General features: G+C 62.0%; 23 protein-coding genes. 13 read left to right on the forward strand and 10 right to left on the reverse strand.

What is annotated here, in order from left to right; translation table 11 throughout:
• Positions 1 to 74: 74 nt before the first annotated feature.
• The gene (locus FHK92_RS14650) at positions 75 to 917 is read right to left on the reverse strand and encodes a mechanosensitive ion channel family protein (RefSeq protein ID WP_181288684.1); all 843 of its coding nucleotides are present in this window, start codon (positions 915 to 917) and stop codon (positions 75 to 77) included.
• Between the two features lie 142 nt (positions 918 to 1,059).
• Positions 1,060 to 1,545, reverse strand: coding sequence for a YajQ family cyclic di-GMP-binding protein (locus tag FHK92_RS14655; RefSeq protein ID WP_003205057.1), 486 nt, complete (start codon positions 1,543 to 1,545; stop codon positions 1,060 to 1,062).
• 142 nt (positions 1,546 to 1,687) lie between these two features.
• On the opposite strand from FHK92_RS14655, the gene FHK92_RS14660 reads away from it, so the two are divergent.
• From FHK92_RS14660 to FHK92_RS14670, 3 genes are read left to right on the forward strand one after another with little or no spacing between them, the layout of a single operon-like run.
• Positions 1,688 to 2,605 carry a putative 2-dehydropantoate 2-reductase gene (locus FHK92_RS14660; RefSeq protein ID WP_181288685.1) on the forward strand — a complete coding sequence of 306 codons (918 nt, stop codon included), beginning with the start codon at positions 1,688 to 1,690 and terminating at the stop codon, positions 2,603 to 2,605.
• 46 nt (positions 2,606 to 2,651) lie between these two features.
• Complete coding sequence (locus FHK92_RS14665; protein WP_181288686.1) at positions 2,652 to 4,688, forward strand: sensor histidine kinase; 2,037 nt, start codon at positions 2,652 to 2,654, stop codon at positions 4,686 to 4,688.
• 2 nt (positions 4,689 to 4,690) lie between these two features.
• Positions 4,691 to 5,272 carry a cob(I)yrinic acid a,c-diamide adenosyltransferase gene (locus FHK92_RS14670; RefSeq protein WP_181288687.1) on the forward strand — a complete coding sequence of 194 codons (582 nt, stop codon included), beginning with the start codon at positions 4,691 to 4,693 and terminating at the stop codon, positions 5,270 to 5,272.
• 127 nt (positions 5,273 to 5,399) lie between these two features.
• Here the strand turns inward: FHK92_RS14670 and FHK92_RS14675 are convergent, their stop codons facing one another.
• From FHK92_RS14675 to secA, 4 genes are all read right to left on the reverse strand, one after another.
• Positions 5,400 to 6,344: a Nudix family hydrolase gene (locus FHK92_RS14675; RefSeq protein WP_181288688.1), complete on the reverse strand. Its 945-nt coding sequence runs from the start codon at positions 6,342 to 6,344 to the stop codon at positions 5,400 to 5,402.
• The gene (locus FHK92_RS14680; protein ID WP_181288689.1) at positions 6,341 to 6,973 is read right to left on the reverse strand and encodes a glutathione S-transferase family protein; all 633 of its coding nucleotides are present in this window, start codon (positions 6,971 to 6,973) and stop codon (positions 6,341 to 6,343) included. The genes FHK92_RS14675 and FHK92_RS14680 overlap by 4 nt, the downstream gene beginning before the upstream one ends.
• Positions 6,974 to 7,131: 158 nt before the next feature.
• Entirely contained in the window at positions 7,132 to 8,349 is a 1,218-nt protein-coding gene (gene argJ, locus FHK92_RS14685) for a bifunctional glutamate N-acetyltransferase/amino-acid acetyltransferase ArgJ (protein WP_181288690.1), read from the reverse strand.
• 120 nt (positions 8,350 to 8,469) lie between these two features.
• Positions 8,470 to 11,211, reverse strand: a complete 2,742-nt coding sequence (secA, locus tag FHK92_RS14690; protein ID WP_181288691.1) for a preprotein translocase subunit SecA — start codon at positions 11,209 to 11,211, stop codon at positions 8,470 to 8,472.
• Between the two features lie 308 nt (positions 11,212 to 11,519).
• On the opposite strand from secA, the gene FHK92_RS14695 reads away from it, so the two are divergent.
• Positions 11,520 to 11,975, forward strand: coding sequence for a DUF721 domain-containing protein (locus FHK92_RS14695; protein ID WP_181288692.1), 456 nt, complete (start codon positions 11,520 to 11,522; stop codon positions 11,973 to 11,975).
• A 324-nt stretch (positions 11,976 to 12,299) separates the two neighbouring features.
• Here the strand turns inward: FHK92_RS14695 and FHK92_RS14700 are convergent, their stop codons facing one another.
• Positions 12,300 to 13,787 carry a helicase HerA-like domain-containing protein gene (locus tag FHK92_RS14700; RefSeq protein WP_181288693.1) on the reverse strand — a complete coding sequence of 496 codons (1,488 nt, stop codon included), beginning with the start codon at positions 13,785 to 13,787 and terminating at the stop codon, positions 12,300 to 12,302.
• A 343-nt stretch (positions 13,788 to 14,130) separates the two neighbouring features.
• Between FHK92_RS14700 and FHK92_RS14705 the strand changes: the two genes are divergently transcribed.
• Genes FHK92_RS14705 through FHK92_RS14715 form a run of 3 tightly spaced genes read left to right on the forward strand, consistent with a single transcriptional unit; the run spans position 14,131 to position 17,028 of the window.
• Positions 14,131 to 15,252 carry a glycosyltransferase family 4 protein gene (locus FHK92_RS14705; RefSeq protein ID WP_181288694.1) on the forward strand — a complete coding sequence of 374 codons (1,122 nt, stop codon included), beginning with the start codon at positions 14,131 to 14,133 and terminating at the stop codon, positions 15,250 to 15,252.
• 10 nt (positions 15,253 to 15,262) lie between these two features.
• A complete protein-coding gene (locus tag FHK92_RS14710; protein ID WP_375154611.1) occupies positions 15,263 to 16,036 on the forward strand; it encodes a DUF2334 domain-containing protein in 774 nt (257 codons plus the stop codon).
• Positions 16,033 to 17,028, forward strand: a complete 996-nt coding sequence (locus FHK92_RS14715) for a lysylphosphatidylglycerol synthase transmembrane domain-containing protein (protein WP_181288695.1) — start codon at positions 16,033 to 16,035, stop codon at positions 17,026 to 17,028. Before FHK92_RS14710 ends, FHK92_RS14715 begins: the two co-directional genes overlap by 4 nt.
• 4 nt (positions 17,029 to 17,032) lie before the next feature.
• Here FHK92_RS14715 and FHK92_RS14720 read toward each other — a convergent pair whose 3' ends face one another.
• Positions 17,033 to 17,212, reverse strand: a complete 180-nt coding sequence (locus FHK92_RS14720) for a hypothetical protein (RefSeq protein WP_181288696.1) — start codon at positions 17,210 to 17,212, stop codon at positions 17,033 to 17,035.
• 71 nt (positions 17,213 to 17,283) lie between these two features.
• A complete protein-coding gene (gene purU / locus FHK92_RS14725; protein WP_181288697.1) occupies positions 17,284 to 18,132 on the reverse strand; it encodes a formyltetrahydrofolate deformylase in 849 nt (282 codons plus the stop codon).
• Between the two features lie 305 nt (positions 18,133 to 18,437).
• Here purU and mvaT point away from each other — a divergent pair, with 305 nt between their 5' ends.
• The gene (mvaT, locus tag FHK92_RS14730; RefSeq protein WP_030140826.1) at positions 18,438 to 18,815 is read left to right on the forward strand and encodes a histone-like nucleoid-structuring protein MvaT; all 378 of its coding nucleotides are present in this window, start codon (positions 18,438 to 18,440) and stop codon (positions 18,813 to 18,815) included.
• Between the two features lie 120 nt (positions 18,816 to 18,935).
• Here the strand turns inward: mvaT and sbcB are convergent, their stop codons facing one another.
• The gene (gene sbcB / locus FHK92_RS14735; RefSeq protein WP_181288698.1) at positions 18,936 to 20,363 is read right to left on the reverse strand and encodes an exodeoxyribonuclease I; all 1,428 of its coding nucleotides are present in this window, start codon (positions 20,361 to 20,363) and stop codon (positions 18,936 to 18,938) included.
• 184 nt (positions 20,364 to 20,547) lie between these two features.
• Here sbcB and FHK92_RS14740 point away from each other — a divergent pair, with 184 nt between their 5' ends.
• The 5 genes from FHK92_RS14740 to FHK92_RS14760 all read left to right on the forward strand — a co-directional run.
• Positions 20,548 to 21,273 (forward strand): RDD family protein, encoded by a 726-nt coding sequence (locus tag FHK92_RS14740; RefSeq protein ID WP_181288699.1) that lies wholly within the window; start codon positions 20,548 to 20,550, stop codon positions 21,271 to 21,273.
• On the forward strand, positions 21,270 to 22,244 hold the full coding sequence (locus FHK92_RS14745; protein ID WP_181288700.1) for a stage II sporulation protein M: 975 nt from the start codon (positions 21,270 to 21,272) through the stop codon (positions 22,242 to 22,244). The genes FHK92_RS14740 and FHK92_RS14745 overlap by 4 nt, the downstream gene beginning before the upstream one ends.
• Positions 22,231 to 23,766 carry a DUF4129 domain-containing protein gene (locus FHK92_RS14750; protein ID WP_181288701.1) on the forward strand — a complete coding sequence of 512 codons (1,536 nt, stop codon included), beginning with the start codon at positions 22,231 to 22,233 and terminating at the stop codon, positions 23,764 to 23,766. Before FHK92_RS14745 ends, FHK92_RS14750 begins: the two co-directional genes overlap by 14 nt.
• The gene (locus FHK92_RS14755) at positions 23,763 to 24,926 is read left to right on the forward strand and encodes a DUF4350 domain-containing protein (protein ID WP_181288702.1); all 1,164 of its coding nucleotides are present in this window, start codon (positions 23,763 to 23,765) and stop codon (positions 24,924 to 24,926) included. The genes FHK92_RS14750 and FHK92_RS14755 overlap by 4 nt, the downstream gene beginning before the upstream one ends.
• Positions 24,923 to 25,913: AAA family ATPase (locus tag FHK92_RS14760; RefSeq protein WP_181288738.1), on the forward strand; the 991-nt coding region annotated here is incomplete at its 3' end. The genes FHK92_RS14755 and FHK92_RS14760, both read left to right, overlap by 4 nt.

Below are 25,913 nucleotides of genomic sequence, written 5' to 3' on the forward strand. Positions count from 1 at the left end.
GTAATCAAAAAAAGGCCCATCTTCGGATGGGCCTTTTTTCATTGCACTGAAACTTGACCAAACGGTCGACTACTTCAGGCCGTTGGCGATTCTTGAACTACCCGAATCACGCGTTGCGGAAACGGAATATCAATACCCGACTCCTTCAAGCGATCCCGTGCATGCTCATTGAGCATGAACATCACGGCCCAGTAATCCGCCGTCTTCACCCAGATACGCAGCGACACCGTGATCGAGCTATCGCCCAAAGTCGAAATCACCGCTTCAGGCGCAGGATCAGCCAATACGCGCTCGTCCTTGGCCAACGCCAGCAACACTTCCCGGGCCTTTTGCAGATCAGCCTGGTAATCCACGCCCACGTCGAACACTACTTTGCGGGTTGGCTGGCGGTTGGTGTTGGTGATGATGCCGTTCGACAGGTTGCCGTTGGGCACGATGACGGTCTTGTTGTCACCGGTACGAATCACGGTGTGGAAGATCTGGATGCTGTCGACCGTACCTGCCACGCCTTGGGCTTCGATCCAGTCACCGATGCGAAACGGACGGAACAGCAGGATCAGCACGCCACCGGCGAAATTCGCCAGGCTGCCCTGCAAAGCCAGGCCAATCGCCAAGCCTGCCGCACCGATGGCTGCGACGAACGAGGTGGTTTCGATGCCAATCATCGACGCGACGCTGACGATCAGCAGAATCTTCAGAATGATGTTTGCCAGGGTACTGATGAACCCTTGCAGCGCGAGGTCAGCGTTACGCAGGGCGAGCAGCGCCCCGAGCTTCTGCGTCACCTTGTTGATCAGCCACCAGCCAATGACCAGAGTGACGAGCGCCAGCAGCACCCGGCTGCCGTATTCCATGATCATTGGGATCCAGGCCTGGGAAGCCTTGACCAGGTGGTCCACTTCAGCGTTCAAGTCCATCGTATTCTCCTTGTTTCCGTTGCACGCAATTGTGGCGAGGGAGCTTGCTCCCGCTTGGGGGCGCAGCACCCACCAAAGGGGCCGCTACGCAGCCCAGCGGGAGCAAGCTCCCTCGCCACAGTGTTTCCCTATAACTGAGGGCTCAGTCGCGGAAGTTATTGAACTGCAGCGGCATGCCGAATTCCTTGCCGCGCAGTGCCGCAATGGCTTCCTGCAAGTCGTCACGCTTCTTGCCGGTGACCCGCACTTGCTCACCCTGGATGGCGGCCTGGACCTTGAGCTTGGCGTCCTTGATGTGGGCAACGATCTTCTTGGCCAGTTCCTTGTCGATGCCTTCCTTGAGCACGGCTTCCTGCTTCATCAGCTTGCCCGAGGCGTAGGCGTCCTTCACTTCAAGGCACTGCACATCGATCTTGCGCTTGACCAGTGCCAGCTTGAGGATCTCGATCATCGCCTCGAGCTGGAAGTCGGCTTCGGCGGTCAGGTTGACCGTCAGGTCCTTTTCCTTGAACTCGAAACTGCCCTTGCCCTTGAGGTCATACCGACGGTCGAGTTCCTTGACGGCGTTTTCAACGGCGTTGGTGACTTCGTGCTTGTCCAGTTCGGATACCACGTCGAATGACGGCATGTAGTGTTCTCCAAATAAAAAGGCGCGCTCATGAAACGGCGCGCACTTGGCTTGTGGTTAAAATCGGGCTCATTATAACGGGTCTTTCCCCGCCGTTACCGCGAGCCCCGCAGATGCCTGCACCAAACCGAGTAAAAAACTGATGTCCACCACCTGGCATGTCCTGGGAGCCGGCAGTCTCGGCACGTTATGGGCGACGCGCCTGGCCCGGGCCGGCCTGCCGGTGCGGCTGGTGCTGCGCAATGAACAGCGGCTGCAGGATTACCTCGCCGTCGGCGGCCTGACGCTGGTGGAACAGGACCAGGCGCAGTGTTACCCGGTGCCAGGCGAAACCGCGCAGGATCCCGAGCCAATCAAGCGATTGCTAGTGGCCTGCAAGGCTTACGATGCGCAAGCCGCCGTTGCGTCGGTCGCCCATCGCCTGGACAGCGACTCGGAACTGATCCTGCTGCAGAACGGCCTCGGCAGCCAGGACGCCGTGGCCAACTGCGTACCCTGGGCACGCTGTATCAGCGCCTCCAGCACCGAGGGCGCGTTCCGCGACGGTGACTGGCGCGTGGTCTTCGCGGGTCATGGCTACACCTGGCTGGGCGACCCCGCCCACCCGGTTGCGCCGATCTGGCTGGACGACCTGGCGGCGGCGGGCATTCCCCATGCATGGAGCGCCGATATCCTCACCCGCCTCTGGCGCAAACTGGCCCTCAATTGTGCGATCAATCCACTGACCGTACTTCATCATTGCAAGAACGGTGAGTTGCAAGCGCATCGCTGCGAAGTCGCGACCCTCTGCGCCGAACTCACCGACCTGCTCGAACGTTGCGGCCAGCCCGCCGCCGCCGAAGATTTGCAGACCGAAGTCGAACGGGTGATCCAAGCCACCGCCGCCAATTACTCCTCGATGTACCAGGACGTCGCCAACCAGCGGCGCACCGAAATCAGTTACCTGCTCGGCCACGCCTGCGCGGTCGCCCAGCGCCATGGCGTGGCGGTGCCGCACCTTGAGCAAATGCGCCAGCGACTGATTGCCCACCTGGACAACCTCGGATTGCCCAGCGACTGAGCAGCGGCTACGCTGGCCCTCGTGTTCCTTGTTAGCGACGAGTCCGATGCCATTGCGCCAGCGTCTTGAAAATCTCCCGGTCGGCCAGAAACTGCTGGCGGCCCTGTTGGTGCTGTTGACCACCGTCCTGCTGGTGGCCAACCTGACCTTCATCAGCGCGGCCTATTACATTTCCCAGGAAAGCATGGCGCCCCAGGCGTTGCAGACCATCGGCCGCCTGGTGGCCAACCCGAGCCTGATCTCCGAAGCGCTGCAATCACCCCAAAGCGCCCAGCGCCTGCTCGACGAACTCAACAGTTACGCGCCGCTACGGGCGGCAGCGCTTTACGACGGCGAAGGCGAACGCCTCGCGCAGTTGCAACAGGGCGAAAAGCTCAAGCTGCCGGAGCACTTTCGCCACATGCAGACCTGGCAGGCCGGTGAATTTCGCAGCAACCAGATCATCACCCTCCCCCGCCCCGGCACCGCGCCAGGCCATCTGTTGCTGGTGGCCAGCAGCGAATTGCCCACGGCGTTCTACACCGGCACCCTGACCGCCAGCCTCGGCATCCTGATATTCAGCGTGCTGCTGTGGCTGGTCATTGCCCAGCAGATCAAACGCCTGATCACCCAACCAATCCACCAACTCGAAGAGCTGTCCCGCCAGGTCACCCGCGAGGAGAACTACGCCCTGCGCGCCGCCCGTGGCAACCATGACGAGATCGGCAGCCTGGCCGAGGCGTTCAATACGATGCTGTCGCGGATCGAAGCCCGCGAACAGCAACTCAAACGCGCGCGGGACGACTCCCAGGCCGCCTATGACCAGGCCCAGGGATTGGCCGAAGAAACCCGCCACACCAATCGCAAGCTGGAGCTGGAAGTCCAAGTGCGCAGCAAGATCGAGAAAAAGCTCACCGGCTTCCAGAATTACCTCAATAGCATCATCGACTCCATGCCATCGGCGCTGATTGCCCTTGATGAGCAACTCTACGTCACCCAATGGAACCAGGAGGCCAGCGCGCTCTCCGGCACACGGCTGGACGAAGCGCTGAACCAGCCGATATTCCTCGCTTTCGAACCCCTGAAGCCGTACCTGCCCCAACTCAAGCAAACGGTCGAACAGCACACCGTGGCGAAGATCGAACGCGTGACCTGGACCAAGGATGACGAAGCCCGGCATTACGCCCTCACCTTCTATCCGCTGATGGGCGGCGCCGGGCGAGGCGTGGTGATCCGCATCGACGACATCACCCAGCGCTTGTCGCTGGAAGAGATGATGGTGCAATCGGAGAAGATGCTCTCGGTCGGTGGCCTCGCGGCGGGCATGGCCCATGAGATCAATAATCCGCTTGGCGCGATCCTGCACAACGTGCAGAACATCCGTCGACGCCTGTCGGCGGAACTGCCGAAGAACCTCGAACAGGCCGAGCAACTGGGCATCGACTTGCCGGTGGTCAACCGTTACCTGGAAAGCCGGGAGATCCCGCAATTGCTCGACGGCATCCAGCAGGCCGGCGCCCGGGCGGCGAAAATCGTCACCCACATGCTCAGTTTCAGCCGGCGCAGCACGCGGCAAATGGCGCCTTGCGACCTGCCGGCGCTGATCGACCAGGCGGTGGAAATTGCCGGTAACGACTTCGACCTGACGATCGGTTTCGACTTCAAGGGCCAGGCGATCGTCCGCCAGTTCGACCCGAACCTGGGGCCGGTGCCCGGCACGGCCAACGAGTTGGAACAGGTGCTGCTGAACCTGCTGAAAAATGCTGCCCAGGCCATTCATCAACGCCAGGACGATAGCGAGCCCGGCCGAATCATCCTGCGTACCCGCCTGAATCCGCCATGGGCAGAAATCCAGGTCGAGGACAACGGCATCGGCATGAGCGAGAACGTGCGCAAACGCACCTTCGAGCCATTCTTCACCACCAAGGAAATCGGCCAGGGCACGGGCCTCGGGCTGTCGGTCTCGTATTTCATCATTACCAACAATCACAAGGGCCAGATGGAAGTGCAATCCGCGCCAGGCCAGGGCACGTGCTTCACCCTGCGCTTGCCCCTGGCGGGCACTTCGATCGTGGCCCAGGAAAACAAGCCAGTGGAGCGCTGAACATGGGTTTTCGCCTATCGAAGATTTACACCCGCACCGGTGACAAAGGTGAAACGGGATTGGGCGATGGCCGCCGCGTGGCGAAGGATCACCCGCGGGTCGAAGCCATTGGCGAAGTGGATACGTTGAACAGCCAGCTGGGATTGTTGCTGGCCGGTCTAGCCGAGGAATCAGCCCGGCATCCGGCGCTGAAGGAAGTCATCGCGGTGTTGGCGCCTTGTCAGCACCGGCTGTTCGATCTGGGTGGTGAACTGGCGATGCCGGCTTACCAAGCCTTGAGCGTGGCGGAGATCGAGCGGCTGGAAGCGGCGATCGATCTATGGAACGAGGAGCTGGGACCGCTGGAAAACTTCATTCTGCCCGGCGGCTCTTCCTTGATCGCGCAAGCGCACGTCTGCCGAGCCCTGGCCCGTGGTGCCGAGCGCCGTTGCCAGCAATTGAACGCGGTCGAGCCGCTGGCCGGGCCGGGGCTGGCCTATATCAATCGGTTGTCGGATCTGCTGTTCGTGGCCGCACGGGTCATTGCCCGGCGGCAAGGGGTGGCGGAGGTGCTTTGGGAAGCGGCGGCCAAGCCTGGGAGCTGATCAGAGAGGTGCATTGCCTGTCAGTCCGCCATCGCGAGCAAGCTCGCTCCCACAGGTTTTGTGAACACCACTGACCCAGTGTGGGAGCGAGCTTGCTCGCGATGGCGTCAGCAACTGCACCACATTCTCAAACCTCCGGCCAAAACGCCCGAATCCCCGCCACACCCTGCGCCCCGGTTTCCCAGGCCTTCTGCCGCTGATCCGGCCCAACCCCACCCAACAGATAAACCGGTCTGTCGAAACCGTCGATCAACCGCGCCGCTTCTGCCCAGCCCAACGGTTGTGCATCGGGGTGGGTCTGGGTCGGTTGCACAGGCGAAAGCGTCACGAAATCCACGTCCATCTGCTGCGCCAAGGCCAACTCCTCGGCGTTATGGCACGAGGCCGCGAGCCAGCGGTCCTTGCCGAACGGGCGGCCGGCTGCCGCATGCTTGCGCAGCTGCGCGGCGGTGATGTGCCAGCCGGCGGAGGGGAAATCCCCCAGCCATTCGAACGGTCCCTTGAGCATCAACTGGGCCTTGCCGGCGCACAACCCCACCGCGTCCACCGCCAGGTCGCGGTATTGCGGGTCGTAGCCGTTGGGCGCGCGCAGCTGGACCAACTTGATCCCGCCGGCAATCGCCTTCTGCATGCCGCGCAGCAAGGCCGGCGTCTCGAGGCCTTCGGGCGTAATCAAATATTCGCCCGGTAAACGGGCCGCCGCGACGATCGGCTGGTTGGCCGCCGGAAATTCGTAATTCGTCAACTCACGGGCCGTCACCCACGCCAGCGGTTGACCCTCGGCGCCATGGGGCGCGCCGCTGAAAGCCGAAACCTCCCAGACGTCGAGCAACACTTGTTTGTCCGGGTAATCGTGGCGCACCTTGATCAATGGCCGGGCGGCTTCGACGACGATACCCAGTTCCTCGTTTAGCTCCCGGGCCAAGGCGGTTTCGACGGACTCATCCACCTCGACCTTGCCACCGGGAAACTCCCACAGGCCGCCCTGGTGCTGGGTGTCGGCCCGACGGGCAATCAGGATTTTACCAGCAGCGTCACGAATGACCGCCGCCGCCACATGAACTCGTTTCACCGCGCAGTCTCCTCCAGGCCAGCCTGTTGCCACGCTTTGAAAGCTGGCCATTGATATAAGGTTTCAACGTAGGCCTCATCGACCTCCGGCAGTGCCACTCGATAAGTGCGCAAGCGCACCGCGACAGGGGCAAAAAATGCGTCGGCCAGACTGATGCGACCAAACAGATAAGGACCGGGTTCGGGCGCCACTCCACGGCATTCAGCCCACAGCGCCAGCATCCGCTCAATTTCCACCTGCACTTCAGATGGCATAGGCGACAGCGGCGCATCGTGCAGCAGGTCCATGGGCATATGATTGCGCAGGGCGAAAAAGCCGCTGTGCATTTGCGCACAGGCCGAGCGGGCCTGGGCCCGGGCGGCCACATCCTTGGGCCAGAGTCCGGCATCCGGGAATTGTTCGGCCAGGTATTCGCCGATCGCCAGGGAATCGGCGATCACGCCGAATTCGGTCTTGAGCAACGGGACCTTGGCCGTGGCCGAATACTTGAGCAGCTTTTCGCGGGTATCGGGCTGGCCGAGCCTGACCAGTTCTTCGGTGTACTTCGCGCCGGTCAGCGCCAGGGCCAAGGCGCCACGCAGGGACCAGGAAGATAGATCTTTGTCGCCGATGATCAGGTGCAGGCTCATGTGGATTCCTTTCTTATGGTTCTGAGGTGTCTGTTATGGTGCCATCGCGAGCAAGCTCGCTCCCACAGGGGGCTGGCGTGAACACTATCGATATCACCCAACAGATCCACTGTGGGAGCGAGCTTGCTCGCGATTGGAGCAGCTCGGTCCCGAGCCTGTTAAGTCCGGTACTCAGCGTTGATCTTGACGTACTCGTGGGACAGGTCAGTGGTCCAGATGGTTTCGCTGCAATCCCCACGTCCCAGCTCGATGCGGATGGTGATTTCTTCCTGCTGCATCACTGCCGCGCCCTGGGCTTCGGTGTAGGTCGCAGCGCGGGCGCCTTGGCTGGCGATGCAGACCTCACCGAGGAACACGTCGATCTTGCTCACGTCCAGCGCCGGCACGCCGGCACGGCCGACAGCGGCGAGGATCCGGCCCCAGTTCGGGTCGGAGGCGAACAGCGCGGTCTTGATCAGCGGCGAGTGCGCCACGGTGTAGCCGACGTCCAGGCATTCCTGGTGATTGCCACCGCCGTTGACCTGCACGGTCACGAACTTGGTTGCGCCTTCACCGTCACGGACGATGGCCTGGGCCACTTCCATGCACACCTCGAACACCGCCTGCTTCAGGGCCGCGAACAGCGGGCCGCTGGCCTCGGTGATTTCCGGCAGGTTGGCCTTGCCAGTGGCGATCAGCATGCAGCAGTCGTTGGTGGAGGTATCGCCGTCGATGGTGATGCGGTTGAACGACTTGTTGGCGCCGTCGAGCATCAGGTCCTGCAGCACTTGGCGCGATACCTTGGCGTCGGTGGCGATGTAACCGAGCATGGTCGCCATGTTCGGACGGATCATGCCCGCGCCTTTGCTGATGCCGGTGACGGTGATGGTCACGCCGTCATGCTGGAATTGGCGGCTCGCACCCTTGGGCAAGGTATCGGTGGTCATGATGCCGGTGGCGGCGGCGGCCCAGTTGTTTTCCGACAGGTCATCAAGGGCGGCTTGCAACGCACCTTCGATCTTCTCGACCGGCAGCGGCTCGCCGATCACACCGGTGGAGTAAGGCAGCACCTGGTTGGCGTCGACACCCGTCAGTTCGGCCAGCTTGGCGCAGGTACGCTCGGCGGCGGCCAGGCCTGGCGCGCCGGTGCCGGCGTTGGCATTGCCGGTGTTGGTCAGCAGGTAACGCACCGGCCCCTGCACGCGTTGCTTGGCCAGGATGACCGGCGCGGCGCAGAACGCGTTGAGCGTAAACACACCCGCCACCGTCGAGCCTTCGGCGCAACGCATGACTACCACATCCTTGCGCCCGGGGCGCTTGATGCCCGCCGAGGCGATACCGAGTTCAAAACCGGCAACCGGGTGCAACGTTGGCAACGGACCAAGACCAACAGCCATGAATGCGCTCCTTAAATAAATGTGTTCAGCATCGTCGTTATCAAGACGACGGATCAAATGGCAAAACGCCGCGACAAGAGACTCTTGTCGCGGCGCGGGGCGTTCAGCGTTGAAACGGGTTTATTGGATCTGCCCGTGGCAATGCTTGTATTTCTTGCCCGAACCGCAGTAGCACAGTTCGTTACGGCCCAGCTTCTGCTCGTTGCGCACCGGTGCGGTGGCCAGGGCGACATCCACATCGACGCCCTCTTCCATCGCCTGGGCCACTTCCAGCCCTGGGGCTTCGGCGTGTTCGAATTGCATGCGCGCGGCCAAGGCCTCGGCTTCCTGACGCAGGCGAGCTTCTTCTTCGGCCGGGTCTTCGCGGCGAACCTGAACGTGGGACAGGACACGGATCGAGTCGCGCTTGATCGAATCCAGCAGCTCGGAGAACAGCGTGAAGGACTCGCGCTTGTATTCCTGCTTCGGATTCTTCTGGGCGTAGCCGCGCAGGTGGATGCCGTGGCGCAGGTGATCCATGGTCGACAGGTGGTCTTTCCACAGGTCGTCCAGCACGCGCAATACGATCTGCTTCTCGAAGGAGCGCAGCGCTTCGGCACCGGCCTGGTCTTCTTTCTCGTTGTACGCGGCGATCAGCTCGGCCAGCAGTTTTTCCCGCAGGGTTTCTTCGTACAGGTGATCGTCTTCGTCGAGCCACTGCTGGATCGGCAAGGACACGCCGAAATCGCTGCGCAGGGAAGCTTCCAGGCCCGCGATATCCCACTGCTCCGGCAATGACTGCGGCGGAATGTGGGCGCTGACGGTGGCGTCGAGCACTTCGCGGCGGAAATCGGCGATGGTTTCGCCAATGTCGTCGGCGGCCAACAGGCTGTTGCGCATGTGATAGATCACTTTACGCTGCTCGTTGTTGACGTCGTCGAACTCCAGCAATTGCTTGCGGATATCGAAGTTGCGGCCTTCGACCTTGCGCTGGGCCTTTTCGATGGCGTTGGTCACCATGCGGTGCTCGATCGCCTCGCCTGGCTGCATGCCCAGGGCTTTCATGAAGTTCTTCACCCGGTCAGAGGCAAAGATGCGCATCAGGCTGTCTTCCAGCGACAGGTAGAAGCGGCTGGAGCCGGCGTCGCCCTGGCGACCGGCACGGCCACGCAGCTGGTTGTCGATACGGCGCGATTCGTGACGCTCGGAAGCGATCACCTGCAAGCCGCCGGATTCGAGCACTTGCTGGTGACGTTTCTGCCAGTCGGCCTTGATTTGCGCGATCTGCTCAGGCGTCGGGTTGTCCAGGGAAGCGACTTCCACTTCCCAGTTGCCGCCCAGCAGGATGTCGGTACCACGGCCGGCCATGTTGGTGGCGATGGTCAACGCACCCGGGCGACCCGCCTGGGCGATGATCTCGGCTTCCTTCTCGTGGAACTTGGCGTTCAGGACCTTGTGCTCGATGCCTTCCTTGGTGAGCAGGTTGGACATGTGCTCGGAGGTCTCGATGGTGGCGGTACCCACCAGGATCGGACGGCCTTGGGCCATGCCTTCCTTGATGTCATTGATGATCGCCGCGTATTTCTCTTCGGCGGTCAGGAACACCAGGTCGTTGTAGTCTTTGCGCGCCAGCGGCTTGTTCGGCGGAATCACCACCACTTGCAGGCCGTAGATCTGGTGGAATTCGAACGCTTCGGTGTCTGCGGTACCGGTCATGCCGGACAGCTTGTTGTACAGGCGGAAGTAGTTCTGGAAGGTGGTCGAGGCCAGGGTCTGGCTCTCGGCCTGGATGTTCAGGCCTTCCTTGGCTTCGATGGCCTGGTGCAGGCCTTCGGACAGGCGACGGCCCGGCATGGTACGGCCGGTGTGTTCGTCCACCAGTACGACTTGGCCGTCCTGCACGATGTATTCGACGTTGCGATGGAACAGCTTGTGGGCACGCAGGCCAGCATAGACGTGGGTCAGCAAGCCCAGGTTGTGGGCCGAGTACAAGCTTTCGCCTTCAGCCAGCAGGCCGACGCGGGTCAGCATTTCTTCGATGAACTGGTGACCGGATTCGTTGAGCTCGACCTGGCGGGTCTTCTCGTCGACGGTGTAGTGGCCGGCCTGGGTCACTTCGCCTTCGACTTCTTCGACGTGCAGCTTGAGCTGCGGGATCAACTTGTTGATCTCGATGTACAGCTTGGAGCTGTCCTCGGCCTGACCGGAAATGATCAGCGGGGTACGGGCTTCGTCGATGAGGATGGAGTCGACTTCGTCGATCACGGCAAAGTTGAGTTCACGCTGGAATTTTTCTTCCATGCTGAACGCCATGTTGTCGCGCAGGTAATCGAAACCGAATTCGTTGTTGGTGCCGTAGGTGATGTCCGAGGCGTAGGCGAAGCGCTTCTCTTCCGGGGGCTGGAACGGCGTGACCACGCCGACCGTCAGGCCGAGGAATTCGTAGAGCGGGCGCATCCAGTTGGCGTCGCGGCGGGCCAGGTAGTCGTTGACCGTCACCACATGCACGCCCTTGCCGGACAATGCGTTGAGATACACCGCCAGGGTGGCCACGAGGGTCTTGCCCTCACCGGTGCGCATTTCGGCGATCTTGCCTTCGTGCAGGGTCATGCCGCCGATCAACTGGACGTCGAAGTGGCGCATGCCCATCACCCGCTTGCCGGCTTCGCGGCAGACCGCAAAGGCTTCGGGCAGGATCTGGTCAAGGGTTTCACCCTTGGCGATGCGGTCCTTGAATTCGGCAGTCTTGGCGCGTAACTGATCGTCCGAAAGGGCCACCATTTGCTCTTCGAAGGCATTGACAGTCTGTACCGTCTTGAGCATGCGCTTGACTTCACGCTCGTTCTTGCTTCCAAAAAGTTTCTTTAACAAAGGCGCAAACATATCGGCAGGATCTTCCACACTAAAGGGATGGAGGGCGGCCCCATGAGTCGCCCGTGCAGCCCTCATGGCCGCATGCGAACGAGCATTCTACCCGGAAACGATGGTGAGGAAAGTGGCGTTATTCCACGATGCTGGCACAGCGCTGTGACGGGGCCTCCCTAAAATAAGGGCTTTTGCGCGAACTTCAAGCCACAAGGTGCAGAAGTTACCTATTGATTGTGTGGATAAAACCTCGCAGGACGAGCGGATCGAGGCGCATCCGGCGCTTTCTGCTACCATGGCGCTCCTGTCATTTGCGGTATCAGTCCATGGCCTTCCGCCCTCTTCCAGCCAAGGCACCCGCCGTCCTGCTGCGCGAAGCCAAGCCGCTGAAAGCCATCTTCGGCCACGCCAGGCGCCTGGGTCATCTGCAACGCCTGCTCGACAGCCAGTTGCAACCCGCCGCGCGCGAGCATTGTCATGTCGCGTCCTGGCGCGAAGGCAGCTTGTTGCTGATCGTCACCGATGGCCATTGGGCCACGCGCTTGCGCTACCAGCAGAAGCGCTTGCTGCGTCAATTGCAGGCTTTCGAAGAATTCGCCAACCTGACGCGCATCCTGTTCAAGGTCCAGCCGCCGACCGTACAGGCCGGCGCCAAGGGACATACCCTCGACCTGTCCACCGACGCGGCCGCGACCATCCAAGCCACCGCCGAGGGCATCAGCGATCCCAACCTGCGGGCGGCGCTGGAACGATTGGCGGCCCATGCGCGGCCCAAGGATTGAAATCTCCGTCGCCTATTGAATAGCCTGCTCGCGACAGCGGCAGGTCAGCCGCTATTTTTTCGTCTGCCAGACAGCTTTCGCGAGCAAGCTCGCTCCCACATTGGAGCTGCGGCGGATGCAAAATCCATGTCCGCTGAAGATTCCCTGTGGGAGCAAGCTTGCTCGCGAAGGCGGCAGGTCAGCCGCTATTTTTTCGTCTGCCAGACAGCTTTCGCGAGCAGGCTCGCTCCCACATTGGAGCTGCGGCGGATACGAAATCGGTATCCGCTGGAGATTCCCTGTGGGAGCGAGCCTGCTCGCGAAGGCAGCGACTCGGTCTTCGATCTAGCGCCGCTTGCTGCCCCCCAGCAATGATCCCATCAACCCACGCACCAACTGCCGGCCCAATTGGTTGGCTGCCTGGCGCATCGCGGATTTCAAGGCCTGGCCGGCAGCCGTTCCGAGGAACTCCCCAGCCTGTTCGGTGAAGCTCGGCTCATCCGCCGCAGGCTTGCCCGGTGCCGCTTCCGCCTGGGGTTCGAGCCCCTTGCGCCCCATCAACACTTCATAGGCCGACTCGCGATCGATGGGTTTGTCATAGCGTCCCTGCAACGGCGAGCTGGCGATCAACCCGGCGCGCTCGGCCTCGCTCAGCGGTCCGATGCGCGACTGCGGCGGTGCTACCAGTACGCGCTGGACCATTTCCGGTGTGCCTTTTTCCTGCAAGGTGCCGACCAGGGCTTCACCGATGCCCAGTTCCGTCAACACCGCCAGGGCATCGAACTGCGGATTCGGGCGGAAACCTTCCGCCACTGCCCGCAAGGATTTCTGCTCCTTGGCGGTAAAGGCCCGCAAACCGTGCTGGATGCGCAACCCCAACTGCGCCAGCACATCGTCCGGCAGATCGCCCGGCGACTGGGTGACGAAATACACCCCGACGCCCTTGGAGCGGATCAACCGCACCACCTGCTCCAGGCGATCCTGGAGGGCCTTGGGCGTTCCGGCAAACAGCAAGTGGGCTTCATCGAAGAACAAGGCGAGCAAAGGCTTGTCCGCATCGCCGCGCTCGGGCAGTTGCTCGAACAGCTCGGCCAGCAGCCACAGCAGGAACGTCGCGTAGACCTTCGGCGCCTCATGGACCAGGCGACTTGCATCCAGCAAATGAATACGACCACGGCCATCGCTGGCTGGGTGAAGGATGTCCTCGAGCTGCAACGCCGGCTCACCAAACAAGGCGTCGGCGCCCTGCTGCTCCAGCGTCGACAAGCGTCGCATCAGCGCCTGGCTGGAACCGGTGGTCATCAAGGCCGCGTCGTCGCCGAGCAACTCGGGATTGTCCTTGAGGTGATTGAGCAGCGCCTTCAGGTCCTTGAGATCCAGCAGCAACAGGCCCTCGCGATCGGCAACCTTGAACGCCGCGTACAGCGCCGACTGCTGGCTGTCGGTGAGCTCCAGCAGGCTGCCGAGCAACAACGGACCCATTTCGCTCAAGGTCGTGCGCAATGGATGGCCGGACTTACCGTGGATATCCCACAAGGTCACCGGATAGGCCTGGGGTTTGTGGCCGAGCCACGGCATGCCGGCGATGCGCTCGGCGATCTTGCCCTGGGGAGCACCGGCAGCGCCGAGGCCGCAAAGGTCGCCCTTGATGTCCGCCGCGAACACCGCCACGCCGGCATCGCTGAACATTTCGGCCAGGCGTTGCAGGGTAACGGTCTTGCCGGTGCCGGTGGCGCCCGCCACCAGACCATGACGGTTCGCCAGGCGCATGGCCTGGACGACAGGTTGGCCGGCCAGGTCGGCCCCGATGATGAGTTGCGATGAATCAGGCATTTGGTCACCTGTGGGTTTGCGATATGACGCCATTTTGCGCGCTTATATAAAAGCATGCCCAGCGTATTAAGGCTTGAATGCACGATCAAAACTGTATCTGGCCAACCTATGTGGCGAGGGGATTTATCCCCGCTGGGCTGCGAAGCAGCCCTAAAGCAGCGAACTCCATCATCCTCACACACCGAGTTGCCTGGTTTGGGGCCGCTTCGCAGCCCAGCGGGGCGGTGCGACGTTTCGCTAAATCCCCTCGCCACAGGAATTCGCATCACCGCTACGCCACCGCAACCCCAACCGAACATCTATTCTTACTAAAGGTCAACACAGGAGAACACAGACCGGAGGGATGTTCATCGTGCATATAGCGGACATAACCATGTTCTACGCCCCCGCCAGTGGAGGCGTGCGCACTTATCTGGATGCCAAGCACCGGCGCCTGGGCAATCGGCCCGGTATCCGCCACAGCCTCTTGATTCCCGGCGCTCACTTGAGTGAGCAGGACGGGATCTACAAGGTTCCGGCCCCTCCGCTCCCCTTTGGCAAGGGCTATCGCTTCCCGCTTCGCCTGGCGCCCTGGCGCAATGTCCTGCGCGATTTGCAGCCGGACCTGATCGAAGTCGGCGACCCTTACCTGACTGCCTGGGCCGCCCTTGATGCCCGTCGCCAACTTGACGTGCCCGTCATCGGTTTTTATCACTCCGACCTGCCATTGCTGGTGAGCAACCGCATGGGCAATTGGTTCACACCCAACATCGAAGCCTATGTCAGCAAGCTCTACGGCAACTTCGACCGAGTCTTGGCGCCGAGCCAGGTCATGGCCGACAAACTGACCGGGCTCGGCGTCCGGAATGTCTATGTACAGCCGTTGGGCGTGGACTTGCAGACCTTCAATCCCGCCGCTCGCGACCCTGAGCTGCGCGCCGAGCTGGGCATCGCCGAAGATGCCCGCCTGCTGATTTTCGCCGGACGTGGCTCCAAGGAAAAAAACCTGCCGGTGCTGCTCAAATGCATGAAGCGCCTGGGCGAGCGCTACCACCTGCTGTTGGTGGGTTCTTCCATGCCCGCCGTGGTGCCGGACAACGTCACCGTGATCGATGAGTTCTGCCCGGCGCCGCAAGTCGCCCGGCTGATGGCAAGCGCCGACGCCCTGCTGCATGCCGGCGACCAGGAGACGTTCGGCCTGGTGATCCTTGAAGCCATGGCCAGCGGCATCCCGGTGGTGGCGGTCGCCGCGGGCGCGTTCAGCGAGCTCGTTCACGAAGACTGTGGCCTGTTGTGCACACCGAACAATCCCCAGGCGATGGCGAACGCCGTGCGACAACTGTTCGCCGAAGGTTGCCAGCAGCGCGGCGCCCGGGCACGCCGGCACGTGGAACGGCATTACGCCTGGGATTCGGTGGTCAACAGTCTGTTGGGCCACTACTACAGCGTGCTTGGCGCAGAGATGCCCATGCTGGCCAATGGGTGAGGCGCAGCCGATGACGATGAATCCCTCACCCAGCGTGCTGTTGGTGCTCCACGACGTCGCGCCGCAGACCTGGCCCGATTACCAGCCCTTCGTCGAAGCCGTCGACGCCCTTGGCCAAGTCCCGATGACCTGGCTGGTGGTGCCGGATTTTCACCACGCCAATGCGCTGGACGATCACCCCGGTTTCCGGCGCCTGCTCGACGGCCGGATCGAGCGCGGTGACGAACTGGTCCTGCACGGCTATTACCATTGCGACGACGGGCCGCCCGCCCTTCATCCCAAGGACTGGTTCATGCGCCGGGTCTACACCCACGAAGGCGAATTCTATGATCTGTCCGAGGAGGACGCCCTTGCCCGCCTGCACGCCGGCATCGAATTGTTCCAACGTTATGACTGGCCGCTGAAGGGTTTCGTCGCCCCAGCCTGGTTGATGAGCGAAGGCACTCGCCGAGCTTTGCGCCAGTTGCCCTTGCGCTACACCAGCGATACCCAGCACCTCTATCGCTTGCCGGAGTTCATCCCTGTCGATGCCCCGGGGCTGGTGTGGAGCGCCCGCAATGCCTGGCGTCGGGGACTGTCGAAAATCATCTGCGACCAACGGGAACAGCGCTGGCGCCAGGCACCGGTGATCCGCCTCGGCCTGCATCCGGTGGACATGCGCCACGGATTTTCCCGCGACTATTGGTTGCGCACCCTGGAACGCCTGCTCCAAGACGGTCGTGTGCCGATGACCAAAGCCGGCTGGCTGGCCACCCAGGGCCTGCGAGTCAGTCACGCCGCATGAAGCGCCTGGCCTGGCTGGTCGCCGCCCTGCTCATCGCGTTGCTGGTGCCCATGCTGGTGGGCGGCGGCGAAATGTGGTCACGGGTGCAGCGCTTCCCCTTGTCGCTGCTGCTGGTCATGCTCGGCATGATCGTGCTCTGCTGGGGCTTGAATTCGGTGCGCCTGCGCTTGCTGCTGGGAGAACATCGCGGGCGCATCGGTGGCCTGAAAAGCATGGGCGTAGTTATGTCCACCGAGTTCGCCATGTGTGCCACGCCCGGCGGCAGCGGTGGACCGTTGACGCTGATGGCCCTGCTGGCCCGCAACGGCGTGCGCCCGGCCCATGGCAGTGCCGTGTTTGCCATGGATCAGTTGAGTGACTTGCTTTTTTTCCTCTGCGCCCTGTTGGGCATCCTGTTCTACGCGCTGTTCCAGAACCTCAGTCAACGCATGGAATGGATGCTGGCGCTGAGCGCCGTGTCATTGTTCGGCGGCCTGCTCTGCTGCGGGCTCGTGGCGCGCTACCATCGTCGGTTGATTTTGCTGGGCGCACGGTTGCTGCGCCACTTGCGTGTACGCTCCAGCACGCGCCGGCGCTGGGGACGCAAAATCCTGCACTTCCTGGCGGCTTTCACCGACACGCTGAAGCTGCCTCGACAGACGTTGTTCCAGGTGTTCGGCCTGACGTGCCTGCACTGGGCGCTGCGCTACAGCGTGCTTTATCTGGCGTTGAAAGGATTGGGGGCGGACTTGCAATGGGCCTGGAGTTTCCTGATCCAGATGCTCTCCTTGAGCGCAGGACAGTTCAGCCTGCTGCCGGGCGGCGCCGGAGCGGCGGAGTTAACTTCAGCGGCGTTGCTCGCGCCGATGGTGGGTAAATCCACCGCGGCGGCGGCGATTCTGATTTGGCGGGCGGTGACGTATTACTTCTATCTGCTGGCCGGAGGGCCGGTGTTCTTCATGATGGTCGGGCGACCGTTGATCAAGAAGCTGATCAGGCTGCGGCAGGCGTAACCGTTCACCGCTTGGGTTCGGGGTCGTCCTTGGGCTGCTGGTGCAACTCTTCCCAAAGTTTTGCCGCTTCGGGAAACTCGGTGCCGTCCTCGGGGCTCAACGCTTCGGGATCGTACCGGCTCAGGCAGCCCTCGCCCACGGTTGGCGGGGCTTTGGCGGCGGCTTTGTCCAAGGGATCGGTCATGGCTTAACTTGCTCCTCAAGGCTAATCGTGGCGAGGGAGCTTGCTCCCGCGCCACGGGACTCTGCTTTGAATCAGAACACGACGGTCTTGTTGCCGTGCACCAACACGCGGTCTTCAAGGTGATAACGCAAGCCGCGCGCCAACACCATCTTCTCCACGTCGCGACCGAATCGCACCATATCTTCGATGCTGTCACTGTGGCTGACGCGTACCACGTCCTGCTCGATGATCGGGCCGGCGTCGAGTTCTTCGGTCACGTAGTGGCAAGTCGCGCCGATCAGCTTTACGCCGCGCATCGAAGCCTGGTGATACGGCTTCGCACCCACGAACGACGGCAGGAAACTGTGGTGGATGTTGATGACTTTGTGCGCGTATTCGCGGCACAAGGACGGCGGCAGGATCTGCATGTAGCGGGCCAGCACCACCACCTCGGCGTCATGCTGCTTGACCAGGCGCGAGACTTCGGCGAACGCCGGCTGCTTGTCCTGCGGGTTGACCGGTACGTGGTAGTACGGGATGCCGTGCCACTCCACCATGCTGCGCAAGTCGTCATGGTTGGAGATCACGCAGGCGATGTCGCAATCAAGCTCATCGCTGTGCCAGCGGTGCAGCAAGTCAGCCAGGCAGTGAGACTCACGACTGGCCATCAGCACCACGCGTTTCTTCTGTGCGGTGTCAGTGATGCGCCAGTCCATCGAGAACTCTTCGGCAATGGGGGCGAACGCCTCGCGAAAGGCTTCGATGCCGAAGGGCAGCGAGTCAGCACGGATCTCGTGGCGCATGAAGAACCAGCCACTCTGATTGTCCGAATGATGGCTTGCTTCAGTGATCCAACCGTTATGGGACGCCAGAAAGTTACTGACTTTAGCAACGATACCGACGCGGTCCGGGCAAGCGATCACCAGCCGAAAAGTGCGCATTAGGGAAACTCCAGAACTTTCGCAAAGGCGGCCATTCTAGCCACTGTGCGGCAAAACTGCAGTACTGATGACACCATCGCCCTCTCCGTGATCAGTCGGGGCTGGGAATGGCCTGGCCTGAGGCGGCAGCGCTATATGTGTGAACAGATGTGAACGTACATCGGGTTACTTATTGCGCCGAGCATTTTGTGACACTGCACTATTTAACTAAATAAACACGGCTTAAATGTTTACTTGATGAAACTGTCTGATTACTATTGCTTCACTGTGTCCTTGTCACCCGCGTCCTACATAAGGTAGTCCCCATGTCCCTGATCAACGAATACCGCGCTACAGAAGAAGCAATCAAAGAACTGCAAGCTCGCCTGAAAAACCTGTCCGAAGACGACAAACTGCAAAAAGAACTGGAATTCGAAGGCAAACTGCGCACTCTGATGGGCGAATACTCCAAGTCCCTGCGCGATATCATTGCCCTGCTGGACCCAGAAGCCAAATCGGCCAAAGCCCCTCGTGGCGCCGCAAAAACTACTGGCACCAAACGCGCTCGCAAAGTTAAGCAGTACAAAAACCCGCACAACGGCGAAGTCATCGAAACCAAAGGTGGCAACCACAAGACGCTGAAAGAGTGGAAAGCCAAGTGGGGCGGTGATGTGGTGGAAGGCTGGGCAACCCTGCTGGGCTAAGCCTCGCCAGCCGGCATCGCGCTTTACGCGAAGCTTGCCAGGCAAAAAAACGCCAGCCATTGCTGGCGTTTTTTTATGCCTTCGTTTAACCCCCCGGGGATTGAATCGCAGCGTGACAATTCAAAGGCTAAAACGTTTACGCAATTGTTGGCTGTAGCCTTGCCACTGCATCAGTACCTCTTGCTGCAATGATGTAGAAAGCCCCATCCACTCTGCCATTGCCTCATCGAAACTGTTCAACGTATTAGGCGCGCCCCACTCCGGGGATGACAGGCGCTGCTGGCAAAATAATTTCCAGCGCGCCTGCTCTTCCGGATCCAAGGTGTCCGGAAAGTTGCGCGCACGATATCGAAACAATAATTCCGGCAGTCGTTCATCGTCAAAAGGCCAATGCCCTTGTGCCAATTGAGCCGGATCCGCCATGCGAACTTGCTCACATAAACGACGATCTCGATCCCCCAAGAACCCCACATATAACTGCTGCTCGGGATCTTCGCTGGCGGTGAAATCTTCCTGCCCATAAATAGCCTGGAGTTTGTCTTGCCAGACGTGTTGTGCGTCAGTTAGCCGCAGCGCCCGCTCCCGCACGCCCTCCATGTCCAGCTGCAGCCGTAGTTGGTCCTCGGCCCGCAGGACAGCCAGTGGCGCAACCACCGGGCACTTGTTGATATGAATGAGTTTGAGGGGCACCGGCAGTTCGCCGTCGAGCAGCTCTTCGCGGCGGGTGTATAACCGCTGACGCAGGATCTGCGCATCATGATCCAGCAGGCCCTGGGGATCCAGATGCAAGTCGCAGACGATCAAGGCGTTGCGGTTCTTCGGATGCCAGGCCAGCGGCAGCACCACCCCGATGTAGTTTCGCGCCGCCGAGAAACGCCCGGAGATGTGCACCATCGGCTGCAACAGGCGAACCTGGTCCAGCACTTTCTGTTTGCTGCGCAACTGGAACAACCAGTCATAAAGCCGGGGTTGCTTCTGGCGGATCAACCGGGCAAGGGAGATCGTCGCGCGCACATCTGACAACGCATCATGGGCCTGGCCATGGTCGATGCCGTTGGCAGCGGTCAGTCGTTCGAGCTTGAGGGTGACGCGGCCATCCTCTTGCGGCCAGGTGATGCCCTCGGGGCGCAACGCATAGGCGGCGCGCACCAGGTCGATCAAGTCCCAGCGGCTGTTGCCGCCCTGCCACTCCCGCGCATACGGATCGAAAAAATTCCGATACAGGCTGTAGCGGGTCATTTCATCGTCGAAGCGCAAGGTGTTGTAACCCGCGCCACAGGTCCCGGGGGCTGCCAACTGCGCGTGGACGCGGGTCATGAAATCGGCTTCGCTCAAGCCTTTTTCCGCCAGTTGCGCCGGAGTGATGCCGGTAATCGCACAGGCGGCCGGATGCGGCAGGATGTCATCGCTGGGCCGGCAGTAGAGGTTCACCGGCGCGTCGATTTCGTTGAGCTCGAAATCGGTACGGATCCCCGCCACTTGCAAGGGTCGGTCGCAACGCGGATTGATGCCCGTGGTCTCGTAGTCGTACCAGAAGATGGAAGTCACGGTGGGTTCCTGAGCTGAAGACTGGCGAAGTCTAGGCGTTCGAACCCGACACCCGCCACCGTTTCCGCCAGCGATCCTGTTGCAGCCCATGAAATGACACAAACAGTTGTATCGTGCGCCCGCACGAAGACTGCTAGCATCTGGGCCGAGATCGAACGTTCGAACGGCCCATCACAGGTTGCCCATGCTCGAGACACCAGCACTGCAAAGGAACGCGCCGCTGCCGCCACCACTGGACACGCGCTACCAGGTCGAAACGCCCGAAGGCATCGACCTGCCACTGCGCCCGGCGGGGCTGATGCCCCGTGCGCTGGCCTTCGCCATCGACTTGGGGATACGCGGGCTGGTGCTGGGGGTGCTGTTTTTCGTCCTGGCATTTTTTGGTGAAGTGGGCATCGGCCTGGGGTCGATCCTGCTGTTCGTTATCAGCTGGTGGTACATGGTGCTGTTCGAACTGTTCAACCAGGGCCGCTCGCCGGGCAAGCAAATGATGGGGTTGCGCGTGGTGCAGGACGACGGCAGGCCGATCGGCTGGTCCGCCTCATTGATCCGCAACCTGCTGCGTTTCGTCGACATGCTGCCCTTTGGCTACGCCTTCGGCGCGATCAGTTGCCTGCAACACCCAACCTTCAAACGCCTCGGCGACCTGGCGGCCGGCACGTTGGTGGTCTATCGCGAGCAACCGGTCAAGCGTCCCGAACTGCCAATGGCCCGACCGTTGCGCCCACCTTTTGCCCTGGCCTTGGCCGAACAACGCGCCGTGCTGGGGTTCGCCGAACGCCAGGCTGAACTTTCCCAAGCACGGCTCACTGAACTGGCAACCATCCTGGCCGTCCCGCTGAAGGTGCACCCCACCGGCGCGGTCGCGGAACTGAATGGCATCGCCCGCGGCCTGCTGGGGCCGACATGAAGCAAAGCCTGTTCGAAAGTCGCCACCAAGGGGAATGGGAACACCTGTCCCGTCTGCTCGACCAGTTGGAGCGCAGCCGCAGCGTTGCCCAGAGCAGCGACTTCCCCCACGTCTATCGGCGGCTTTGCCATCATCTGGCGCTGGCCCAGGCGCGGGGCTACAGCAGCTTGCTGGTGGACACCTTGCAACAACTGGCGCTACGCGGCCACCAGCAGCTCTACCGTGACCGCAGTCGGCCGACAGCGAGTTTGTCGGCGTTCATCCTTGCCGGTTTCCCACGCCTGGTTCGCGAACAATGGCGATTCGTACTCGCGGCCGGCCTGATGTTCCTGGGCAGCCTGGCCGGCATCGGATTGTTGGTCTACCTGTTTCCGGAGCTGGTCTACAGCCTGCTGGGCGTCGAGGAGATCAGCCAGATCCGCAGCATGTACGACCCGGCGGCAGGGCATCTGGGACGTTCGATCGAGCGGGCCGCCAGCGAAGACTGGGTCATGTTCGGCTATTACATCATGCACAACATCGGCATTGCCTTTCAGACCTTCGCCAGCGGCTTGCTGTTTGGCCTGGGCAGCGCGTTCTTCCTGTTCTTCAACGGCCTGACCATTGGCGCGGTGGCCGGTCACCTGACCCAGATCGGCTCGGGCGGGACGTTCTGGTCATTCGTGATCGGCCACGGCGCCTTCGAGCTCACCGCCATTGTCCTGGCCGGTGCCGCGGGCCTGCAACTGGGCTGGTCACTCATCGCGCCGGGACGCCTGACCCGCGGCGAAGCCTTGCGACTCGCCGCCGGTAAAAGCGTGCTGATGATCGGCGGCGTGATCCTTTTCCTGCTCATCGCCGCGTTCATCGAGGCCTATTGGTCCTCCAGCGCAGTGACCACCGCCACCAAGTACACCGTCGGTACGTTGTTGTGGCTGTTGATGCTGGGTTACCTGCTGTTTGCCGGGCGAGGCCAGCATGCGCCTGAGTGACGTCACCGTAACCATTCGACCGCGCACCACATGGGAAGCCATGGACCTCGGGGTCTTGATGGCCCAGCAGCATCGACGGTTGTTGATGACCAGTTGGGCCATCGTCACGCTGCCGGTGTATGCGTTGCTGAGCCTGCTGCTGTGGGATTCACCGTCCTTGGTGGTGTTTGTGTTCTGGTGGCTGAAACCAGCCTTTGACCGCCTGCCCCTGTACATCGTCTCCAAGGCACTGTTTGGCGAGACGCCCACATTGAAACAGGCCTTGCGCCAATGGCCGGCGCTGCTCAAGCCGCAGTTGCTGGCCAGCCTGACCTGGCGCCGATTGAGTCTGAGCCGAAGCTTCCTGATGCCCGTCGTGCAACTCGAAGGGCTCGCCGGTGAAGCACGGGAACAGCGCTTGCGTGTATTGCTGCAACGCAACGGCGGCGCGGCGCAGTGGTTGACCATCATTGGCGTGCATCTGGAAACGGCCTTGTGGTTTGGCCTGATGGCCTTGTTCTATCTGTTCGTGCCGCAACAAGTCGAACTGGAATGGGACTGGCAAACCCTGATCGCCGTCGCCGAGCATGACTGGCTGTGGCTCGAACACCTGCTCAATTTCCTTTATCCGCTGCTGCTGATTGTCTGGGAGCCGATCTACGTCGCCTGCGGCTTCAGCCTCTATCTGAATCGACGCACAATTCTCGAGGCCTGGGACATCGAACTGGTTTTCCGCCGCCTGCGCCAGCGCCTGAGTGCGGCTGCCCCCCTGCTGATGCTGGCGGCGGTAATGCTGCTGCCCATGGCGCCACCCGCCTGGGCGGCCGAGGAAGGCACAGCGCCGGACAGCCCTCGCCTGCTGCACCAACCCGTCACCAGCGAAGCCTCTCGCGAAGGCATTAAGGCCATCCTCGACGCCCCGCCCTTCAAGAACCCGGAAACCGTGACGCGCTATCGCTTTGGCGAAGAAGCCCCTGAGCCGGCCGAGGCCGACAAAGCCCCGGGTTGGCTCAAATCGATGTTCAACTGGAGTGCCAAACGCTTCGAAACCGTCGCTGCGCTGATCCAGGTATTGCTCTGGGCCGCCCTGATAGGTGCGGTCGCCTGGTTGGCCTGGCGTTATCGGGAAAGACTCAATGCCCTGGTGAACCGGCGACCGGCGAAGGGCCAAGTGATGGAGTGGCCGACGCCAGCACGGATGTTCGGCCTGGATATCCGCGAAGAAAGCCTGCCGGACGACGTGGCGAGCAGCGCCGAACAATTGTGGTCCAGCGCACCCCGAGAGGCGTTGGGCCTGCTCTATCGGGCCCTGCTCAGCCGCTTGCACCACGGGTTCGGCATCCCGTTGAAACCGTCCGACACCGAAGGCCAGGTGTTGCAACGTGTAGAACAGCTCCAGCATGAACAACTGATGGCGTTCAGCAAGCACCTGACCCTGCACTGGCAAAACGTTGCCTACGGACACCGGCCGCCACCGGCTCATCTGCAACAGGAACTGTGCGATGGTTGGCGCGGGTTGTTCGGTCCGGGAGCTTCCCGATGAGCCGGCGCGCGGGATGGCTGGTCGGCGCCTTGGTTGCCGCGCTGGGCGGTGTGTTGGCCATTTTCCTGTACATCAAAGCCGTGCCGTATCAAGAGGTCATCGAGCACGGCCCGTCCCCTGAAGCCCAGGCCAACCCTTACCTGGCCGCCGAACATTATTTGCGTCAGCAAGGCATCAACGTCGATCACGCCAACAGCCTGGACGTCCTGCCGACGCTGGAGCCGCGCCAACGTACACTGTTGCTGTTGGGTGAGCGAAGCAACATGACGCCACGAGACGTCGATCAAGTCATGAACTGGACCCGCGCCGGCGGCCGACTGCTGTTCGTCGCCGAAGCCTTGTGGGACGACAGCACGAGCAGCAGCGGCGACCTGCTGCTGGACCGCGTGCGCCTGCGCCAACTCTTGAGCAAGGACCTCAAGGCACCGGAGCCGGAGCTGATCAAGGATCCCTATCCCGAGCTGACCAAACTCTATCTGGAAGACGAAGAGGCGCCGGCCTACCTCGGCTTCGACACGGACTTCCACCTCGAAGACCCGCTGAACCTCGCCCAGGCGTGGGCCAACAGCGAGGCGTCGACCCACCTGATGCAAATGAATTACGGCCAGGGCACGATCACCGTGCTCACCGATGCCGAGCTGTGGAAAAACGATCACATCGACCAATACGACAATGCCTGGCTGCTCTGGTACCTGAGCGCCGACACCGACGTCACGCTGCTATTCAATACCGACCATGACAACCTGCTGACCCTGCTGCTGCGCTACTTCCCTCAAGCCATCGTGGCGTTGCTGGCCTTGATCGCCCTTTGGCTCTGGCGCTCGGCGGTGCGTCACGGCCCGTTGCAACAACCGGCGTCCAAGGCCAGGCGCCAACTGCAGGAGCACCTGCAAGCCAGCGCCGCCTTCCACTTGCGCCACAACGGCCAGCAACACCTGCTGCAGAGCCTGCAACAGGACGTATTGCGCCGGGCGCGCCAGATTCATCCCGGTTTTGAACAATTGGTCGTCGCCGAACAATGGCAAGTGCTTGCCCGCCTGTCCCGACAGCCTACGCGAGCCATCAGCCAGGCCCTCAGCCCTCGACCGAAACAACGCCTGTCCAGCGCCGAGTTCTGCCGCCAGGTCGCCCTTTTGCAAACCCTCAGGAATGCCTTATGACTGAACAGAACGAACCTTCAGACGGCCAGGCCCACGCCGCCCAGCAACGCCAGCGCGCCAGTCAACTGGCCCAGGCGATCCGCACCGAGCTGCACAAGGCCGTGGTCGGCCAGGTCGCGGTGATCGACGATGTGCTCACGGCGCTGATCGCCGGCGGTCATGTCCTGCTCGAAGGCGTGCCGGGGCTGGGCAAGACGTTGCTGGTGCGCGCCCTGGCCCGCTGTTTTGGCGGGGAGTTCGCGCGCATTCAGTTCACCCCCGACCTGATGCCCAGCGACGTCACCGGCCACGCGGTGTACGACTTGCAGACCGAGCAGTTCAAGCTGCGCAAGGGGCCGGTGTTCACCAACCTGCTATTGGCCGACGAGATCAACCGCGCGCCGGCCAAGACCCAGGCGGCATTGCTCGAAGCCATGCAGGAACGCCAAGTCACCCTCGAAGGCCGAGCGTTGCCGATCGCCCAGCCATTCATGGTGCTCGCCACCCAGAACCCGATCGAACAGGAAGGCACCTACCCGCTGCCGGAGGCCGAGCTCGACCGTTTCATGCTCAAGGTGCGCATGGACTACCCCGACGCCGAGCAGGAACTGGACATGGTGCGCCAGGTCAGCCGCTCGACCCGCGCCGACATGCTCGATGTGCAACCGCTGCGCACGGTGTTGCAAGCCAAGGACGTGCAAGCGCTGCAACGCATCGCCAGCGACCTGCCGATGGACGACCAGGTGCTCGATTACGCCGTGCGCCTGGCCCGCGCCACCCGCACCTGGCCAGGCCTGACAATCGGCGCCGGACCCCGCGCCTCGATCGCCCTGGTCCGCTGCGCCCGCGCCCGGGCCTTGCTGCGCGGCGGCGAATTCGTGGTACCGGACGACATCAAGGGCTGCGCCCTGGCCGTGCTGCGCCATCGCGTGCGGCTGGCGCCAGAGCTGGACATCGAGGGGCTTTCGGTGGATCAGGTGCTGGGGCAGTTGCTCGATCAAGTCTCGG

Source organism: Pseudomonas brassicacearum subsp. neoaurantiaca, assembly GCF_013608025.1.
Lineage (GTDB): Bacteria > Pseudomonadota > Gammaproteobacteria > Pseudomonadales > Pseudomonadaceae > Aquipseudomonas.